The following is an 18,745-nucleotide window of genomic DNA, read 5'->3' as shown; positions in this document are numbered from 1 at the left end:
GGTTCCAGGTAGAATGAAAGCCGCTGGATGGATGCCAGGAATGGGCCTACCCGGCACCAAATGCCGACCACGAGGCCGTACGGAGGCCGGCAAGCTGGTTTTTGTCGGTGAGTTTCCCGAAGGGAGCGTGGAATCATGGCTATAGCTGCTGCAGATCCCGTACGCGATGGCCGCAGGATGCGACCGGCCAGCCAGTCAGCGAGGCGGCGCATAGGCCGGAAGGCGGCCACGCTGGAGATAGAAAGCGAGGCCGTTCTGCTGGCCACTGGCGAGGACGACGCTGCCCTCCCCGCGAGCGAGACCGTTGCCGATCTGGCCCTTGATCCGTTGCTGGAGAGCAGCGATGAGCTAGAGATGGAGAGCGTCGAGACCGACCTGACGGATGAGGTTCCCGAACGCCGCTCTCCAAATGTACGCCAGGCGCTCGGCTCTGAAGATGCTTTTCAGAGCTATCTGCGCGATATCCGTGGCCTGGGGCTGCTGACCCACGAGGAAGAGCTTGAGCTGGCACGTCGTGCCGCTGAGGGCGATGAGCTGGCGCGTCGGAAACTGATCGAGTCAAATCTGCGTCTGGTCATTGCTATTGCCCGTCGTTATACAAGCACCGGCGTCCCCCTGGTCGATCTGATCCAGGAGGGCAACCTCGGGCTGATGCGCGCCGCCGAGAAGTTCGACTATCGCCGCGGTTGCCATTTCGGTACGTATGCCACCTGGTGGATTCGTCAGGCTGTCAGCCGCGCCGCTGGCGAGCAGTCTCGCTTGATCCATTTACCCGAACATGTTGCAACCCGCTTGCGTAAGGTGCGTCGCGTTGCCGCTCAACTCTCCCAGGAGAGTGGCCTCGACCCCGAGCCTGAGCAGATTGCCGCAGCCTGCAATATTGACGTGAATGAAGTCATCGATCTCCTCAGTGTGATTGAGCAACCCGTCTCTCTGGATGCCCCCGTCGACGATGAGGCCCGCCATTCGCTGGCCGATACGCTGGAGGATAGTACTGCCCCCGCTCCCGCTGAGACCGCTTCACAGCACTTGCTCGGCGAGGAGCTACATCGCGCTCTTTCAACGCTTACCCCGCGCGAGCGCGCTGTGATTACGCTCCGTTACGGCATCGGCGATGGACGTAGCCGCACGCTGCTGGAAGTCGGCAAGGAATTGGGCATTTCGCGCGAGCGGGTCCGCCAGCTTGAGGTGGTAGCCCTGATGAAGCTGCGCAATTTCAGCGGCAACGCTTCTTTGCGGGAGTGTGTGTGAGTGCGCGCTCTCCTCAACCGGACCGGCTGGGCTTGCCCGGTAACCCTGGCTAACGGAGGAGCCCGGGGCACCACCAAGAGAGCAGATAGATCCTTCCCTTTGCCCGCTCAAGGGGGCATGGGTCGGCTTGCTGGCTAGCCCATGCCCTTCACAGTTATGCCTCCTCGATGGGAGAAAAAGCCTTTCCTCCGCCCCTGGTCTCCCTACTTCTACGCCTGGCTTTCCCGCATTCCCGGTCGATCAGATTCCACGGCTCTCCCCTTTTTTGCGACCTGCCTCCCGTGAAAGCCAGGACCGCCTCTCCCACTCTCGACGAAAAGACTCACCCTGTGGTAGACTGCGGAAGAGTAATCAGGAGAGATAAGAGTTTGCTACGAAGCGCTTGCTTTTGCCTGAGAGGAGAATTCAGCAGATGCAACCCTGTACAACCTGTGGTACTGATGTGAGCGGTAAGCGTTTCTGCCCGCAGTGTGGTACACCTGTGCCACAGACCCAGCCTCTGCAGCCACAGCAACCGACCGTCGTTCCAGGCGGAGCGGCGGCGGCAAACGGGGAATGGTGCCCGCGCTGTGGCGGCCAGGTGCGACCCGGAGCAGCTTTTTGCTCCCACTGCGGCAATGCTTTGCGTCCAGCAGCACCCAGCGCTCCGACAGGGCCGTCCACGCGGCTCTGCCCTCAATGTCACGCGCAGGTGGCTGCCCAAAATGCCTTCTGCACGAACTGCGGCGCTGCTCTGGCCGAGCCTGCCACTCCGCGCTTCTGCCCCCAGTGTGGCCAGCCCCAGCAGAGCGGCGCCCGCTTCTGCAGCGCCTGCGGCACAGAACTGAACGCTGCGGCAGTAGCCTCCGCCCCAACAGTAACAACCTCCGGTCCCTACCCCGTGCCCCCGGCTGCCAGTGCTGGCAGCACACCCGGAGCCAGCCCATACCCCGCACCGGCTGTCGGCTCGCCCGCTTATGCTCCCCCCGCGGCCCAGCCACCGGCCCAGTATGGAGCCTATCCTGCCGGACAGCCAGTCCCTGGGCCTGCCAATGCGATCCCCGCTGGCCCCTATCCTGCCCAAACACCACTGGTGCTGCGCTGCCCGGTCTGCTGGGCCATCTCTCCCCTGGGGACAAGCAACTGCCCAGGCTGCCACACGAGTCTGGTCGGCGTCGCACCCGTGCCTGCTACCGCAGTGCAGCAGCCACCCAACCAGCAGGGCGGAGGCCCCGGTGGCCTGTTCCAGGGGGACGGCGGCAAACTGGCAATGGGCGCCCTGGGCGGGGCAGCAGCAGTGATCGGCGGCGAGATGCTCCTGCACGGCCTGGAGCGCTCCCTGGAGGGCAATGACTACGGCTACCCCCCCCACCACCACCGCCATCACCATCACAGGCGGGAGGAGGGCGTCTTGGGCGACCTGGGCCGCCTGGCAGACGACGTGGGCCTGATCTGATCTGAGCGACCCTGATTGCGTACCGTACAGCCTGCGGCCTCTCAGCAAGATCCTTCTGCCGCCCGCCGCGCAGCGCCAGGGTCGGTCAGTCAAGGGCCGGGCCGGGTTGGCTTTCTTCGGCCCGGCCTGCTGCTTGCTCTCTACTCTTAGCTACCTGCTTGTGCGCCGCTTCCCGCTGTACCCAGATGGGCTAGTCTGCCTAACTTCTTCTATTGCCTTGTTGCGACACACCTGTAAAGGGTCTATAATGTCTGGCAACAGGGGGTATCATTCTCAAGAGAAGCCGCTCGGGCGTGCCTCACCTGCCTGTTTGCTGACTGGCTCACTAGCGGCTGAATTCATGACGAAACGCATGCATCGATGCAATACGAGCGAACTACGCTGCCAAATGGTTTGCGTCTGCTGACGATGTGCGTGCCGGGCATCCGCTCGGCCAGCATCGCTTTTTTCTTTGCCGCCGGCTCGCGCTACGAACCGGATCACCTGGCCGGCATATCCCATTTTATTGAGCATATGCTGTTTAAAGGCTCAAAGAATTATCCAAGCGCACGTATTCTCTCGGAAACAATCGAGGGGGTAGGGGGAGTCTTCAACGGTAGCACGGGGAAGGAGCTGACCAGCTATACGGCGCGCGTCCCCAGCGAGCACCTGGACGTGGTGATCGAGGTACTCGCCGATATGATCCGCTATCCACTGTTCGATCCCCACGAGATCGAGAAGGAGCGGCAGGTGATCATCGAGGAGCTGAGCGCGACGCGCGATGACCCGCAGGAGTGGTCGGGCCTTCTGCTGGACCAGGTTATGTGGCCCGGCTTGCCGCTGGGGCGCGATGACGCGGGGCGCGACGAGACGGTGGCCGCTATCAGCCGCCAGGATATGCTGACACACCAGGAACAGTTTTATTGTCCCAATGCCCTGGTGGTGGGAGTGGTGGGTAATATTCACCATGCCCAGGTGCGAGAGCTGATCGAGTGGCTCTTCCACGACTGGGAGCCGCGCCCGCTACGAACCTGGACGCCCTGCCCGCCGCCGCGGGATGTTCCACCCGTGGCCGTGGTCTATAAGGAGACAGAACAGACGAATCTTTCGCTAGGTACCCTGGGGGTTGCTCATTCTTCTCCCGACTATTATGCGCTGATGCTCTTGAATGCCATCCTGGGCGAAGGAATGAGTTCGCGTCTCTTCCAGAGTATTCGTGAGGAGCGCGGGCTGGCTTACGATATCGGTAGTTACACGAGCAGTTACTATGAAACAGGGAATCTGGTGGTGAGCGCAGGGGTTGACCCTTCCCAGACGGAGGCCGCTGTACAGGCCATTGTGCAGGAGTTAAACAGGCTCTGTGAGGTACCCGTCTCTGAGAGGGAGCTGGAGCGCTTCAAGGCCTATGTCTGCGGGGGCCTGATCCTGGGTCTGGAGAGCACTCAGCAGGTCGCCAGTTGGCTCGCCAGTCAGGAATGCCTGCTTGGCCACGTGGTCGATGTGGATGAGATGATCCACCAGATTCAGACCGTGACTCCCCAGGATCTCCAACGGGTGGCGCGCACCTGCTTCGCCCCCGAATGGCGCCGCCTGGCGTTGATTGGCCCCGAGGACCCTCGACAGATCGACCATTTTCAGAAGTTGCTCACAGCTGCCTAACGCGGGAAGAGGAGACCAGGTTCTATGCTGAAAACGATGTCTACGCTGCGTGAGTATTTGCAGTATACGGAGGACGCCCTGAGCGCCGGGCGTATCGAGGAGGCCCTCGAACATTGCCAGTATGTACTCTCGCATTTTCCTCACTCTCTAGAGGCTCACCGCCTCCTCGGCGAGATCTATCTGGCCCAGAATCGTCTGGTCGAAGCCCAGCAGACTTTCGATTGGGTCCTGACAAATGATCCCGAAAACGTGCTCGCTTACTGCAACCGCGCGCTGACAAGCGAACGCCTGGGCGATGTGGAAACTGCGCTCGATTGCTATCAGCAGGCTTATGAGCTGAGCCGTGGCAATAGCCAGATCCGTCAGGAGTTTAATAAGCTGAGCGCTCGCAGCGGCCAGCCTGGCTTTATGCTCTCGCGTGCCGGCCTGGCCCGCCTCTACATGCGCGGCGACCTGCTCTTCCAGGCCATTCAGGAGTGGGAAGCGGTGCTGACCGCCACCCCCGATCGCCTGGATGCCCGCACTGGCCTGCTCGAGACCTGTTGGCGCGATGGCGACTACGAGCGCGCTGAGCAGATCGCGACAGGCTTGCTGGAGGAGATTCCTGGCTGCCTGAAGGCTCTGCTGCTTCTGGCTCATATGACCTTCCCCCATAATCCTGCCCGCGCTCGCGAGCTGATCCAGCGCGCTGAGACACTCGATCCCGAGATGACGATGGCTCGCGAGCTGTTCAGGGATCTGCTGACAGCCTCCCCCAATGACCCTTTCCTGGCGCTTGTGCGCAAGGATGCAGTCTTGATGCCGCCTCCTGAGCGGCCCGCCGCCCCATCCGCGACTACTGCAGCCTCCGCTGCTGAGCTGGCCTCGGCCAGACCCGGCTCAGCTTTGGCCGAGGAGAAGGAAGCAGTCAGCGAGGAGAGCGAGCCGATCTTCGGATGGACGACACCCGACCCTTACCCCCTGGCTTTGACAACGACGCCTCCTTCCTCTCCAACGCCTGCGCCGCCTTCGACGCCCTCGCAGCCGTCAGAGGCCCCTACCTCCAGCAGCAGCGAGGCTTACCGCGCAAGCTCCCCTTCCTGGTCTCTCTCTGGCAGCAATCTCTCCTTCGGAGAGCAGGAACTGGCCTGGGAGGAGCAACCGGCATGGCCCCCCGTCTCATCAGCGGGTCCCGAGGAAGACCTGGGGCTGCCGACTGGCCAGTCTTCTACCCATCCTGCCTGGCTAGATGCCCTCGATTCACCGCTCTATCGCCAGCCATCCGGCTCGCTCGCTACCCCACCTCCTTCGCCTGAGCTAGCGGCCTCCGCTGATGCAGAGGGAGAGGGGGCCGCCGCGCCCGAGCTGGAGTCAGCAAGCCTGGCGCATAGGGAAGAGGCCTCAGACAACGCCTGGTCCCAGCCCGCCGCTCAGGCAGAGTCACCCGCTGATCAACAGGAGGCAGCGGAAGAGATCTTCCCATTCATGCAGGAAGGAGCCGACCCAGAGGAGGGGTGGCCGGAATGGCTGAAGTCCCTGGGAGCGGAGACAATAGAGGAAGAGGAGTCCGCCGAGGAGTCACCGGCCTCTTCCGCCAGCGCTGGCTCACGCAGTGCAGTCTGGGGCGAAGTCGAAGTCGGGGAGGAGGAGCAAGGGCCAAAGCCGGAAAGAGAGGCGGCCTGGCTATCAGGTCAGGGAGCGCAGGGCACTCCAATGGCACCAGTTTCGGCAGAGGCCGACGGTTATGGGCGCCAGGAACAGGACCTGCTCTCCGAGCCAGCCGCTCGCTCTGCAGAGGACTACTCTCTGTCGGAATCGACTTACCCGGGTCCGGCAAGCTGGGACGACCTGACAAGCGAGGAATTTTCTGCCCCTATGGAAAAGCCGGCCTGGTTGGAGCAGCTGCAGGCCAGCCAGAGTGCCTTTGAGGAGCAGGAAGCGGCTAGCCCGCTCTGGCCGCCTTCTGCCTCGCCAGCCATGCCTGGGGCAGACGCGCCTCCCGCTCCTCCTGCCGCCTCGATCTGGGGTGAGGAGTCGCCCACGTCCTCGGCACCTGCGTCGGCCACCCCCGCCGCCTCGTCAGAGAGTTCCACCCACTCGGAAGCGGGGATTCCCTGGCTTGAGCAACTGGCTGGTTGGTCAACAGGCTCTGCAGGCTCGTCCACGGGTGCTCCGTCTGTCTACGAGGCCCAGATCGCGCGCCCTGAGCCAGAGCCAACACCCGCTCCTTCAGCCCAACCCCGGGAGCAACCGGCCTCGTCGTGGCTGGCTGAGCTGGCTGCCGGAGCTGGACAGCACCCCGCTGAGCAGAGCGGGCCACCAGCAGCCGCCGAGCAACGCCTGCTGACAACTTTGGAGGATCTCGAACAGCAACTTTATGCTCAGGGCTTCGTGCCGCTACAGCCGGGCGAGCTGGCTGCCTTTGCCCAGCAAGGAACGCCCTCCCAGCCCGCAGCGCCTGAACAGCAGCCTCGGATCTCCTATGGCCATCAGCCACAGCCAGTGATCCCTCCAGCCTCACCCCCCCCGTCCGAGCTGGAGGAAACGGTTCGCGCCCCGCAGGGACAGCCGCCGCTTCAGTCTCCTCGCTATGAGGAGCCGAGGCGCGCTCCTGAACCGCTCTGGCCCGCAACCCCCGGCTCAGGCCCAAGCTCTGCTCAGGGTCCCTCGCTGCCGGGCTATCGACCCGATGCCCTGCTGGAGGACGAACTGGAGACGACGATGAAGCGCCCGGTTTTCCGCCTCCAGCCAGCCCAGAATCGTCCCCCGGCCCCAGGCGGGCGCCCCTCCCCAGCAGCTCGCCCCGCCGGTCGCGAGACCCCCAGCATCGGCACAGCTGGCCCCAGCACCGGCGCGGGCCGAAGCTCGGAAGGCAGCGAGGCCAATTACAAGGAGCACCTGATCCGCGGCTATCAGTACCAGCTCGCCGGCGCTTACGACGAGGCCATGCAGGAGTATCGCATTGTGATCCGCAATCAGCCGGAACTGCTGAGTGAAGTGATCAGCAATACACGCGCTTTACTGAAGCTGGCACCAAAATATGCGCCAGGCTACCGCGTGCTGGGTGACGCCTACATGCGCCAGGGCGAGTATCTGCAGGCAATGGAGGCTTATAATAAGGCGCTGACCATGACGCGCCGTGCCAGGGGTCAGAGCGCTTCCTCCTAGCCGCCGGGTCAGCATGATACAAGGCGAACACTCGCCGACGGTTCGCCCGGCAAGCAGGAAGAGCAGTAGACAGACAGACAGACAGACAGACAAGGGGAGAGAGGTCCGGTCCGCCAGGTGGGCCGTGCGCTCGCCTGGCTCTGACCCGGGCTGGCTTGAGCTGACCTGTCCTCCTCCCGGCACTACTCTCCAGGCCAGGCCGGCTCAGGACTGGCTGCGCTCTGGCGTTGAGGTGAGCGACTCTCAGCTCAGAGAAGAATCTAGCTACCATCCAAAGGAGTCATCAGTGGAGACGATTCTACAGCGGTTGACCGAGCTTGATGAGGTCACAGGCGTCATCCTGGTGGGTAAGGACGGGCTGATCGTCAGCGGAACGTTGCACAGCGAGGATGAGGAAATGATCGGTGCCTTGTCCGCTACCGCCTTTGGCTCCCTCAGCACCTATACCAAGCAAATTAACCAGGGCGAGATTCGCCATGCTATAATTGAAACGCAACAGGGGACAATCCAGATGGCGGAGGTGGGCGACCTGATCCTCGTCGTGACAACCCAGCAGACCCGCTCTCCCAATCTCGGACGTGTACGCCTGGAGATGAAGAAGGCCTGTCGCCAGATTCTCCCTCTGGTGACAAGCCAGTAGGAGTCTCTTCTTCCTCCTTCGCTCAACCAAACCATCGGTCTGTAATTTGGTGGAAAGGAAGTTTTGACTGCAAGCGATGGAACGAACGCTGATTATCATTAAGCCCGAGGGGGTCCAGCGCGGCCTCATCGGGCAGATTCTTGCCCGCTTCGAGCAGCGAGGGCTGAAGTTTGTTGGCCTGAAGATGCTGCAGATGTCTCCCGCACTGGCAGAGGAGCACTACGCTGTCCATAAAGGGAAACCCTTCTACACCGGCCTGGTGAAGCATATTACTTCCGGTCCCGTGGTGGTCGGCGTGGTCGAAGGCCGCGGCGCGATTAAGATGGTGCGCACCATGATGGGTGCGACCAACGCCGCTGAGGCTGCCCCCGGTACGATCCGCGGCGATTTTGCCCTGGAGATCGGCTACAATATCATTCACGGCTCCGACGGCCCTGAGACCGCAGCTCGTGAGATTAGCCTCTTCTTTAAGCCAGAGGAGCTGCTTGATTACCGGCTGGCCAGCGAGTCCTGGCTCTATGAGGAGCAGGCGAACCAGTGAGCAAGCCTTTGCTCTCTGATGCTACCTGCCTCTTAGTCTAATTGGCGGGTCGCTGCGTCGGCTGACAACGCTCAGGCCCACGGCCTGCCCTCTGCCTGCCTATCTATCTGTCCGCCCACTGGAGTTACTGCGCCGCTCTTCTCCGCCCGGCCCGGCCCGGCCCTGCTCCAGTGCGCTCCTCGCGCTTTTCTCTACCTGACCTGACTTACATGACCGGGCGGCTGCTTGCCAAGCGCCGCCCGCCCGCCCATCCGTCCGGCAACGAGCTAGGCTCTCTCGTACGGCAGACAGCGCTATCTCCAGCGGGAATAGCCGGCCTGGCCAGTTGAAGGCCTGGAGAATTAGCCATAAGCCCGGCCTTAGAGCATAAAGACCGGCATAGCTCAGCTCACGAGAGGAGAGGAACAGCAAGCAGACAAGGAGAGAGGAAGACAAGGCAGATGACGAGTGCAGGCCGCTTCGCCCGACCTGGAGCCGATGCGGGCTGCTCGCTGAGGCCGTGAGATTCTGGCTGGATAGTCATCAGCTCGCCGATTGGCCGATCAGTCGGGACTGCTCCTCCGCGCCCCTTTTCCTTTGACAGCTTCTTTCTTCTCCGCTTTCTCTGTCAGACGCCAGCAGCACGTCTTGCTACGCAGGCAGCGGTTCTGCTCTTCCAGAGTGAGCGGAGGCGTGCCTTTCATGCAGAACACCTGGTACAACGGCTCGCCCGCTTCTATATCGCTGTCGGAAAACCAGCGCTCGCGATAGAACGGGCAACCGTTGCGGTGCTTTCGCCAGTTTGGACTGTTCGCTGGATTACTTTCAAGTGTACCTGCCAAGAATCCCTTCCTTCCTCTCAACAAACACGCTTTTGCTTGTTCTGATCGCTAGCTGTACCGAAAAGACGTGCAACAAGCATGCTGCCAATTTAGGCCGACGAGGAGCTGGCACCTTCTCCTTGCTCATCTGCTTCTGAGTCGCCTCGTCAAATCTGGTACGGATGAGGTGGCTGCATCGTCCTGGCAAGCTTTTCCCTCGCCGGTCTGGTGGTCTCATCCTACTGCGGAAAGGGCTGCCATGTCAAGTTGATGATGCGCAAAAGATCGACCAAAGATGGTGAGAATCGCTTTTTGTCTGGAGAGTCAAAAAGAGACGCTATCATTCTTTGTCACTCGCTAGCACGATGGCAAGCCGCGCTTGCAGAGCAAGGCAGGCATCCGCTATACTGGGCAAGAGGCCAGGAGGCTTGCTCGCCGACGAGTACGGGAGCGAGGGCCAGGCAGGTTCTAACTCTCCCTCCTGGTGCCTGGATGCGATGTGCCCTGTCACTCCGACCTAGCTGGAGGATTTGGTGAGTTCGTTGTCATATCCCGAAAGGGACCCCCAGCCAGACCGCCCACCTCAGAGAACAGAGGAGGCCCCTGTTCCCTGGTCGTTTCGCGAGACCTGGCTGGCGCTGTTGATCCCCCTGGTGCCCTGGCTGCTACTCTCGCTCGGTACCCAGCTCCAGGGAAGCCACTTGCCTGCACCGAAGGCGCCTCTTTCGCTGCAGCAAGATCTGGAGGGGGCGCTGGCCGCGGCGCTCTCGACGCTGGTTGTGGAGGGAGCCTTCTTGCTGGTGGCGCTCTTCTTTGCCCGCCGTGCCCTGCGTCGCCAGGCAGCTTCCGAGGCTGGTGAGTTGGCGACGACCGAAGCTGGCGGCGCGATTCCGCTGTCTTCTGCATCGGTAACAGCGAAAGAGGGACGCGTTCCCCTCGGGGCAGTGCTGCAGACCCTTGGTCTGCGTCGCTTTCGACCGCTTTTTCTCTGGCTGATCGTGGCTTTTCTGGCCCTGCTCTATCTGGTCAACGGTCTCTATTCGGCACTGCTTGAGGGCCTGCATCTCCCGCTACAGACCAACGATCAGGTCATCCTGGAAGGCAGCCGTCTGGCGCCGCTGACGACCGTGGTTCTGCTGGCCCTGGCGGTGATCGTCGCTCCGCTCTGCGAGGAGATCTTCTTTCGCGGCTTCGTCTTTCCTGGCCTGCGTCGCGGCCTGCCTACGGGCTGGGCTGTGCTGGTGAGCGCTCTGATCTTCGGCCTGGCCCATGCCGACCTCGGCTCGTTGCCCGTGCTGATCGTGATTGGTCTGCTCCTGGCCCTGCTACGCTGGTGGAGCGGTTCCCTCTACCCCGGCTTACTCTTGCACATGCTCAATAACGGGATCAGCGCGGCGGTGATTCTGGTCTATATGCTGGGTCGGCTGCACTAACTCCCGGCCCTGGAGCGACAGGCAGGCCAGCAGCGAGGCAGCGCTGAGGGGTCTCTCTCCCAGCTTTCTGGCTTCGTTCAGGCCGTTTCAGCCAGGGAGCGGGGGACCCACTCAGGCCGCCAGAGGCCGCTCACACCGCGTCGCTCACCCATCCAGGCCAGGCACCTGAACTGGTACCTCGTCTGGCTCGCTAGGTCCCAGCGTGCAGCTTCCGCCGGTCCTCTACTCGCGCGCTGGCCGTCTTCGACTCGCCGCCGGTAGCGCGCGGCAGGCTATCGGGCGGCACCAGCTCCACTTTGGGCGTATTGCCCGTGACCGATTTAACCGCCTCCGCCATCGCTCGGGCCAGCTCCTGACAACGCTCGCTCTGCTCCAATAGCTGCCGCTCCTTGACCTCGACCTTGAGCAGGAAGGTGTCCAGCCCATCGTGGCGATCGACAACAATGCGGAAGTTCGTGCCGGTCTCGGGAAAGCGTAGCAGAGCCGCCTCTACCTGACTGGGGAAGACCAGCAGCCCGCGAATGGAGACCGCATCATCGGTGCGTCCTTTGATGGCTCCGATTTTCGGATGGGTGCGGCCGCAGGGACAGCGCTCTTCCCACCAGAGACGCGAGAGATCACGGCTGCGGTAGCGAATCATGGCTGTTCCCTCGCCCGTGAGCCAGGTCCAGACAAGCTCCCCTTCCTGGCCTTCCTCCACCCATTCGCCGGTTTCGGGATCGATGCACTCCACCAGGAAGGTATCGGCCCAGGCGTGCATACCGTTGCGCTCCTGGCATTCGCAGGTCATGCCCGGTCCGAGAAACTCGGTCATGCCAAACTCATCGTAGGCTGTGATGTGAAAGTATTCTTCCAGCTTCAGACGTGTCTCCCAGGGCCAGGGTTCAGCCCCGAAGAGGCCGATGCGCAGCCTGGTACGAGAGAAGTCGATGCCCAGCTCGCGGGCCTTGCGCCCCAGATAGAGGCCGACGGAAGGGGTCATACACATGGCCGTGACGCCGAAATCCGTGATGAATTCAAAGATGCGCTCGTACTGGCGCGCGTCTGATCCCATCGGGATGACCATGACGCCCATCTTCAGGGCCCCATAGTGGAAGCCAAAACCACCAGTCGGTAGCCCATAGCCGTAGCAGTTCAAGAGGATATCGCCGGGACGCAGACCAACCATCCAGAGCTCGCGAGCGTTCAATTCAGCCCAGTTCTGCAGATCGCGCCGCGTGGCAAAGACGGGTACGCTCTTGCCAGTCGTGCCGCTGGTGGCATGTACCTCTAAGGCCCCCTGCTCGCCTCCAGGTGGTACCATCGCCATACCATAGGGGTAAGCAGCACGCACGCTCTTCTTTTCAAGAAAAGGCAGCTTCTGAATATCTTCCAGGCTCTTAATATCTTCTGGCTTGACGCCAGCTTCATCATAGAGTTGACGATAGAATGGATTCTGTCTATAAGCACGAGTGACAACCGCCTGCAGGCGCTCCAGTTGGAGCGCGCGCAGGCGCTCGCGGGGCAGGGTTTCGATCTCTTCGTTGAAATATTTCTGATCGCTCATGGGCAGCACCTCCGCCACTATTCTACCATCGCTCTCTGTGGGCGTCTATGTAAGCGAGAGTGCTGGCCCACCTGGATAGGCAGGCCAGGCAGATGATATGGTATCATGTCTGGCGGAACACTGCAGGGGAAGGGAAGGGCCGAGCCAGCAACACCACGTTCGGTACTCTCTTCCCCCTCTTATTCTTAACTCATCTGTTTTGCGAGGAAGGAGCAAGGGGTCTTTCTATGGCTGAACAGGGCCTTCGGGCCGTGATCTGGGACCTGGATGGGGTGATTATTGATAGCGCGCAGGCCCATTTCCGGGCCTGGCAGCGCCTGGCCCAAGAGGAGGGATGGAGGCTGAGCGAGGAGGAGTTCCGCGCGACCTTTGGGATGCGCAACGATCGCATTATCCCGCTGCTCTGGGGAGAGATGCCCCCCGAACGGGTTCGCGCTCTTTCAGAGCGCAAGGAAGCCTATTTTCGCGAGCTGGTGCGCCAGAATCCCCACAGTCTGGCGCTGCCGGGAGCACTAGAGCTACTCCAGGCCGTGCATGAGGCCGGCATCGCCCAGGCTCTGGCCTCGTCCACGCCACCTGAGAATATCGCGCTGATCAGCGAGCTGTTGGGCCTGCAGCGCTATCTGCAGGTCCTGATTTCGGGAGAAATGGTGGAGCGTGGCAAGCCCGCCCCAGATATCTCTTTGAAGGCCGCCGAAGCGCTGCAGGTGCCACCCTCCGCCTGTGTGGTGATTGAAGACGCGGTAGCCGGTATTGAAGCAGCCCACGCCGCGGGCATGCGCTGCCTGGCGGTCGCAACCACGCGCGAGCCGGAGGCGCTACGCGAGGCCGATCTGGTGGTGCACTCACTCACTGAGGTGACTGTAGAGCGCCTGCGCGCTCTGATCCCTACCGCTTGAGGGGCCAGCCTTTCGTAGGCGCTGGCCCCGCCTGCCCAGCCCTCCTGCAGGTTGTCTGCCCCGAAGGGAAAGCTGTGGGCTTGCAGGGCTTTGCTCAATCGGCTATACTCTCACTCAGGCGGGACGAGGTTTCTTCCTCGTCTCTCCTGGCTTTCTTCAGTCAGCGCCTGACGACTATGGAGGTGTAGGGGTCCCGGTGGGCCTCGCCGTCTTCAAAACGGTTGGGGGGTCGCTGCGCGCGGTCCCTGGTGGGTTCGACTCCCATACACCTCTGCCTTCCTCCCCCTTTGACTCTGCAGTGCCGTGCTGCCTTGCGCTTGTAGGGACACGAACATCTCTTGATTGGCTGACCTTCTGACCTGGCCCATCCCGTCCGTTCTCCCATTCTTTAGCCAGTTTTGTCGTCTGCCGATGCCCTCCCCTCTACAAGTCGTTCTGAATCCTACGGAGGAACATTTACCCCTTTTCAAGCGTCTCTCTATCTACGGAAATGCTTGCAAGAAGAAAGGCGTAGAAAGCAATGGACTATCCCCAGCTATCTTCACGGTATCTGCAGCAAGCATCGAGGAGAGTGAGCACACTCGGGCCGTGGTTAAAGCGCTGGCTGGTTGGCGCCGCTCAGGTGGCGCTACTGCTGCTGGTGGGGCTGTTGATCCAGTGGCCCGCCCCAGTGAGTGACGACCAGCTGGTGGCCGCCTGGCCCGGCAGCGATCTCGTGGTGAGCCACTGGCCGATGGTTCTGGAGCTACAGCGTACAGTTGCTCAGGCGCATCGCTTCCCTCTGTGGAATCCCTATTTCGGGGGTGGCCTACCCCTGGGCGCCGATCCTCTGGCAGCTCTTTTCTATCCGCCGACGCAACTGGTGCATTTCTTCTCACTGCGCAATTACTTCTTTGTATTGATGACGCTGCATTTCTTCTGGGCGGGGTTGGGAACACTGCTACTGGCGCGCCGCGTGCTCGCGCTGCCGCGCTGGCCGGCGCTGGTGGCGGCGATCAGCTATATGGCGACGCCGCGCCTGATCAGCCACCTGGGAGCCGGCCACGTGACCATCATGCAGACGGTCTGCTGGTACCCCTGGCTGGCGCTGACCACCTGGGCCACCGTGCGCCAGCCGCTACGCTGGGGTCCGGCCCTGGCCCTCTGCGTGGCTATGACCTTGCTGGCCGGCCATCCGCAGATGGCCTATTATGGCCTGCTGATGCTGGCCACTGTCGCTGCCTGGCTCCTGCTGCAGCAGGCCAGGCAGGAGGGCTGGCGTCCAGCTCTGTTCTCTGCTACCGGCCTGCTCGTGGCCTGCAGTCTGGGCGTAGCCCTGGCTGGTATCCATCTCCTGCCACTGCTGGAGTTGATGCGCTACTCGACGAGGGCCTACGCCCTGCATCCCAAGGATCAGATCACACTGACACAGTTTCTTCACTCTCTGGTGAACGAGCCACCACTGGGCTGGATAACCTGGGAGGGCATGGTCGCCCCGGGCCTGAGTGTGCTCTGCCTGGCGGTTTTCGGTTTCGTCAGTCGCATGCGTAAAACCTGGCCGTTGGTTCTGGGGGTGGTACTGGTCGCCAGTCTGGCTATGGGTCAGGCTTCGTGGGTCTACCTGGTGGCTCACTATGTCCTGCCCGGCTTCGACCGCTTCCGCGGTCTGGCCCGCATCTGGTTCCTGGGCCTGCTGGGTCTCGCGCTGCTGGCTGGCCTGGGCGCCAGCACCCTGACCCAGGCGCTACGGCGGCAGAGCCGTGTCGCGAGCCTGGCCGTGGGGGTTCTCTTGCTGGCCTTGGTCGCGACTAACCTGGTGCTGCTCGATCAGCGCTACTCACAGGTTGGTTCAGTGAGCCTCATCACGAGGCCCTCGCGGGTCGCTCTGGCGGCGCAGCAATTAGCCGGTAATGGACGTATCTATGGCGTGCAGGAGAATATTCCCCAACTGACGGCGGCTGAGCTGGAGCTGCGCCTGGCCGACGGCGCCGATCCGCTCTTGATCGGCGCCTACGTCCAGTATATGGATCGCGCTGGCGGCTACTACAGCACCGGCTATCAGCAGCGGGTTCCCTACGATGCTCCCTGGGTCCAGCCTGACCCGCGTCTCCTTGGCCTGCTGCACGTCACGGTGCTGGTCTCCAAGCGCCCGCTCCAGGACAGCCATCTGCTCCTCGCCGGCAAGATTGATGGGACCTTCCTCTACCGCAATAGTCTGGACGCCGGACCGGCTTACTTGCTGCGTCCCGGCTCAAATGGCCAACTGCCAAGTCTGGACCATTACCAGCTTCTGCCGGCGACGATCCAGCTGCTGCGCCTGCAGGACGATGAACAGAGCTTCCGCGAGACCAGCGCCACCGGCGGCTATCTGGTGGTGGCCACGACAGCCTACCCAGGCTGGATCGCCCTACTCGACGGGCAACGTGTGCCAGTGCAGAGCTTCGCTGGCCTGATGCCGGCTATCCGCGTCGGACCGGGGACGCACACGCTCAGTTACCTCTATCGTCCCGCCTCGGTGCTGCGCGGCGCGGCCCTTGCTGCGCTCGGCCTGCTGACGCTGCTGCTCTGGCTGGCCGGCTGGCAACTCTATCGGCGGGGGCGCCTCCCGCGCATGTTCCCGCGTTGGCCACATAGATCGCGCGCTGCTCTGGTCGGCTCAGTATCCAGCCCAGCTTCGCCCGAGCAGGCTCCTTCATCAGAAGGCGAGATCGCCACATCGCTCGGCCAGGAGTAACGCAGCCCAAAGGAAGAGCGACAGAGGAAACTCCAGCGGCTCCCACAGCTCAGCTCAGCCCAGCCGCTCTTCCTTTGTTGCCTTTCCCAGGATCGGATAGGTCCAGGGAAATTCCACTTCCAGCCAGCTCAGTGCGCTTGTGGTTCGGGCGTCGAGGAGAGCGAGCGGCCACCAGCGGCAGATCTGCCGGGCTGCGTGCGACGGGGCAGGAAGCTGCCAGCGACGCGTGCCCCCAGCGTCCGTGGTACCAGATGCGTGCTGAAGGCCATTAGCTTGTTGAGCAGGCCCGGGACGACCTGACTGCGTCCCCGTTCCAGAGCGCGGAGACTGGCGGCTACTACCTGTTCAGGGGAGAGAATCCCGCCAGGCATGTCTTCCTGTGAGGTGCCTATGACCGCAAAGAAGTTGGTGGCAACGGGGCCAGGACAGACGGCCAGAACTCGCAGTCCCTGGCGCCGATATTCGGTCCAAAGCGCCTGGCTGAAGGAGAGAACGAAGGCTTTGGTTGCGGCATAGACGGCCATATGGGGAATGGGCAGGAAGGCCGCCAGCGAGGCCAGGTTGATGACGGCTCCCTCACCCCTGGCCAGCATCGCGGGGAGCAGCGCATGGGTGAGGTCAACAAGAGCTGTGACGTTGAGCATGATCTCCTCATGCTCGCGCTCGGCAGACTGCTCGGCAAAGGGACCATAGGTGCCGAAGCCAGCGTTGTTGATGAGCAGGTCAACGTTGAGGCCACGCTCTCGGACAGCCCTGGCCAGTTGGGTCGCTGCTCCCTCACGACTGAGATCGCTCACGATGACTTCGGCCTGGATACCATGCCGTTCGCGCAGCTCGCTGGCAAGATGTCGCAGGCGCTCCTCCGAGCGCGCCACGAGGATAAGCTGCATGCCACGCGCCGCCAGGGCTTGCGCAAAGGCGAGACCAATCCCCGATGAGGCCCCTGTAATCAGGGCCGTCTTGCCACGATAGTGATATGCCAAGAGCATCCTCCTGTTTTTTTCACCTTTCGCCAGACAATAGCTGCTGGCTCGTTCCTCTTCCACTCACTGGCCTCTCCACTTGCCTCCGAGCGCCGTTCACCTTGACAGCGCTCCCCTTGCTGTGACAGGCTGTAGAGTAGAGAGGAGAGTCAGCAAGCAGATGGGAAGCAGAGGCAAACGCGCCCGAGCCGCTCCTGCCTACCCAGAAGCTGGCAGTCGTTGCCCGGGTCCGACCCGGAGCCGTGAGGCACCAGGTGCCCGCTCCCTTTCTTTAGAGAATAGTAGCGCTGGCATGCAGGGTTAATTCAAGATCATCGTTCCCCTCTAGCACGATCAGCCTGGTTGTCATGACCGTAGATGAAAATCCTGGTCAATCGTAATTTCGCGCTGCTCTGGCTCGGTCAGGCCATTTCTAACCTGGGCGACGTGATTCTAGGAGCCGCGCTTGTACTTTGGATCGCTAATGATTTGGGACGGGGACGCTCCTGGGCGCCGGTGGCAGTCAGTGGGGTCTTTATCGCTGAGTACGCTCCGGTGGCGATCATCGGCCCTCTGGCTGGCGTCTTCGTCGATCGCTGGTCACGGCGCCTGACCATGCTGCGCACCGACGGCTTGCGCCTGGCTTTGACCGGCTGCCTGGCCTGGGCCCTTTCTCCTACCGTGCCCTTCTTCGGTGAAGTGGAGCCATCACCTGGCTGGCAGCTCGGAGCCGTCTACACCGTGGTGTTGCTCGACCAAAGCTGCGGCCAGTTTTTTAATCCTGCACGCCTGGCACTGATCGGCGACATCGTCGGACCAGAGGACCTGGCGCGGGCCACAAGCCTGAGTCAGGCGACGATGGGCCTCTCCGTCATCGTTGGACCTGCCATTGGCTCACTGCTGGTCTTCAATTTCGGCATCCAGTGGGCTGTGATCGCCGATGCCCTCTCTTTCGCCGTTTCATTCCTGACCATCGCCATGATCCGCGCCCCGGTCGAGAAGCGCCTGGAGGGCGACCATAATATTAGCTTCAGCCAGGAGTTCCGCGCCGGGCTGCATGTCCTGCTCGGCAGCCGCGGGCTATTGGCCGTCCTGTTGGCCAGCTTGCTGAGCATGAGCGCCTTCGGGGCCCTCAATGCCCTGGCCATCTTTTTTGTGACCGACAACCTGCATGCCCAGCCGAACCTCTATGGTCCGCTGGGCACGGTGCTTGGCCTGGGAGCCATCGCCGGGGCCTTGATCGCCGGGCTGATCGCCAATCGTCTCGGTCTAGCGCGCCTGCTGTGGGGTGCGACCTTCGCGCTGGGACTGACCACACTGCTGTTGGCCCGCATGACCAGCGTCGGCCCGGCTTTCGCACTGATCTTCCTAGTAGGCGCAACCTGGATCGCCGTGAACGTGGCCGTCGAGCCGCTGGTGCTGCGGCTGACGGCCCGTGAATTTGTGGGTCGCGTGACAGCGGTACTCACGCCAGCCGGCAGCCTGGCCTCGGTCCTGAGCGCCGCTCTGGCCGGATCTCTGGTGAGTACCGTGCTACACGGTTTCCGGGGCAACGTGCTTGGTCTGGCTTTTGGTCCGGTGGATACCTTCTTCTGCGGCATCGGAGCCCTGGTGCTGCTGGGCAGTGTTGCGGTGCGTCTCTTGATGCACGAGGTGCATTTCCTGGACGAGGAACCGAAGCCAGAGACGCCAACGCTGCTGTCTCCCAGCGATCAGGCCAAGGCTCCTGATTCGTAGCCC

General features: G+C 62.3%; 12 protein-coding genes and 1 tRNA gene. 11 read left to right on the top strand and 2 right to left on the bottom strand.

The features are described from left to right. Positions 1–135 precede the first annotated feature (135 nt). The 7 genes from A4R35_RS02805 (at position 136) to A4R35_RS02775 (ending at position 10,885) form a co-directional block, all read left to right on the top strand. A complete protein-coding gene (locus tag A4R35_RS02805) occupies positions 136–1,251 on the top strand; it encodes a sigma-70 family RNA polymerase sigma factor (RefSeq protein ID WP_223258161.1) in 1,116 nt (371 codons plus the stop codon). A 412-nt stretch (positions 1,252–1,663) separates the two neighbouring features. After that, positions 1,664–2,686: a zinc ribbon domain-containing protein gene (locus A4R35_RS02800; RefSeq protein WP_112426332.1), complete on the top strand. Its 1,023-nt coding sequence runs from the start codon at positions 1,664–1,666 to the stop codon at positions 2,684–2,686. Positions 2,687–3,046: 360 nt separating this feature from the next. Beyond that, positions 3,047–4,324 carry a M16 family metallopeptidase gene (locus A4R35_RS02795; RefSeq protein ID WP_112426330.1) on the top strand — a complete coding sequence of 426 codons (1,278 nt, stop codon included), beginning with the start codon at positions 3,047–3,049 and terminating at the stop codon, positions 4,322–4,324. 24 nt (positions 4,325–4,348) lie between these two features. Beyond that, positions 4,349–7,471 carry a tetratricopeptide repeat protein gene (locus A4R35_RS02790; RefSeq protein ID WP_112426328.1) on the top strand — a complete coding sequence of 1,041 codons (3,123 nt, stop codon included), beginning with the start codon at positions 4,349–4,351 and terminating at the stop codon, positions 7,469–7,471. Positions 7,472–7,757: 286 nt separating this feature from the next. Continuing rightward, complete coding sequence (locus A4R35_RS24120) at positions 7,758–8,111, top strand: roadblock/LC7 domain-containing protein (RefSeq protein ID WP_170293221.1); 354 nt, start codon at positions 7,758–7,760, stop codon at positions 8,109–8,111. Between the two features lie 76 nt (positions 8,112–8,187). Further along, positions 8,188–8,652, top strand: a complete 465-nt coding sequence (ndk, locus tag A4R35_RS02780) for a nucleoside-diphosphate kinase (protein ID WP_112426324.1) — start codon at positions 8,188–8,190, stop codon at positions 8,650–8,652. 1,333 nt (positions 8,653–9,985) lie between these two features. After that, positions 9,986–10,885, top strand: a complete 900-nt coding sequence (locus tag A4R35_RS02775) for a CPBP family intramembrane glutamic endopeptidase (RefSeq protein WP_189361257.1) — start codon at positions 9,986–9,988, stop codon at positions 10,883–10,885. A 190-nt stretch (positions 10,886–11,075) separates the two neighbouring features. Here A4R35_RS02775 and A4R35_RS02770 read toward each other — a convergent pair whose 3' ends face one another. Then, positions 11,076–12,431 (bottom strand): phenylacetate--CoA ligase family protein, encoded by a 1,356-nt coding sequence (locus A4R35_RS02770; protein ID WP_146747095.1) that lies wholly within the window; start codon positions 12,429–12,431, stop codon positions 11,076–11,078. A gap of 227 nt (positions 12,432–12,658) precedes the next feature. Here A4R35_RS02770 and A4R35_RS02765 point away from each other — a divergent pair, with 227 nt between their 5' ends. The 3 genes from A4R35_RS02765 (at position 12,659) to A4R35_RS02760 (ending at position 16,043) form a co-directional block, all read left to right on the top strand. Continuing rightward, positions 12,659–13,330: an HAD family hydrolase gene (locus A4R35_RS02765; RefSeq protein WP_189361256.1), complete on the top strand. Its 672-nt coding sequence runs from the start codon at positions 12,659–12,661 to the stop codon at positions 13,328–13,330. 178 nt (positions 13,331–13,508) lie between these two features. Further along, positions 13,509–13,604: transfer RNA gene (locus A4R35_RS24020), tRNA-Sec, on the top strand. A 297-nt stretch (positions 13,605–13,901) separates the two neighbouring features. Next, on the top strand, positions 13,902–16,043 hold the full coding sequence (locus A4R35_RS02760) for a hypothetical protein (RefSeq protein ID WP_112426317.1): 2,142 nt from the start codon (positions 13,902–13,904) through the stop codon (positions 16,041–16,043). Between the two features lie 128 nt (positions 16,044–16,171). Here the strand turns inward: A4R35_RS02760 and A4R35_RS02755 are convergent, their stop codons facing one another. After that, positions 16,172–17,032: an SDR family NAD(P)-dependent oxidoreductase gene (locus A4R35_RS02755; protein WP_112426316.1), complete on the bottom strand. Its 861-nt coding sequence runs from the start codon at positions 17,030–17,032 to the stop codon at positions 16,172–16,174. A 351-nt stretch (positions 17,033–17,383) separates the two neighbouring features. Between A4R35_RS02755 and A4R35_RS02750 the strand changes: the two genes are divergently transcribed. After that, the gene (locus tag A4R35_RS02750) at positions 17,384–18,742 is read left to right on the top strand and encodes an MFS transporter (protein ID WP_112426314.1); all 1,359 of its coding nucleotides are present in this window, start codon (positions 17,384–17,386) and stop codon (positions 18,740–18,742) included. The last annotated feature ends 3 nt before the right edge of the window (positions 18,743–18,745 follow it).

Source organism: Thermogemmatispora tikiterensis, from assembly GCF_003268475.1.
GTDB classification, from domain to species: Bacteria; Chloroflexota; Ktedonobacteria; order Ktedonobacterales; family Ktedonobacteraceae; genus Thermogemmatispora; species Thermogemmatispora tikiterensis.
Note: the sequence above shows the minus strand (reverse complement) of the source record. Positions and strands in the feature narration are given on the sequence as shown.

Bases quoted from the DNA above. Each gene is read 5' to 3' on its own strand.
- A4R35_RS02750 (WP_112426314.1), top strand. From the start codon at position 17,384: ATGAAAATCCTGGTCAATCGTAATTTCGCGCTGCTCTGGCTCGGTCAG.
- A4R35_RS02770 (WP_146747095.1), bottom strand. From the start codon at position 12,431: ATGAGCGATCAGAAATATTTCAACGAAGAGATCGAAACCCTGCCCCGC.
- A4R35_RS02755 (WP_112426316.1), bottom strand. From the start codon at position 17,032: ATGCTCTTGGCATATCACTATCGTGGCAAGACGGCCCTGATTACAGGG.
- A4R35_RS02790 (WP_112426328.1), top strand. From the start codon at position 4,349: ATGCTGAAAACGATGTCTACGCTGCGTGAGTATTTGCAGTATACGGAG.
- A4R35_RS02800 (WP_112426332.1), top strand. From the start codon at position 1,664: ATGCAACCCTGTACAACCTGTGGTACTGATGTGAGCGGTAAGCGTTTC.
- A4R35_RS02765 (WP_189361256.1), top strand. From the start codon at position 12,659: ATGGCTGAACAGGGCCTTCGGGCCGTGATCTGGGACCTGGATGGGGTG.
- ndk (WP_112426324.1), top strand. From the start codon at position 8,188: ATGGAACGAACGCTGATTATCATTAAGCCCGAGGGGGTCCAGCGCGGC.
- A4R35_RS02805 (WP_223258161.1), top strand. From the start codon at position 136: ATGGCTATAGCTGCTGCAGATCCCGTACGCGATGGCCGCAGGATGCGA.
- A4R35_RS02795 (WP_112426330.1), top strand. From the start codon at position 3,047: ATGCAATACGAGCGAACTACGCTGCCAAATGGTTTGCGTCTGCTGACG.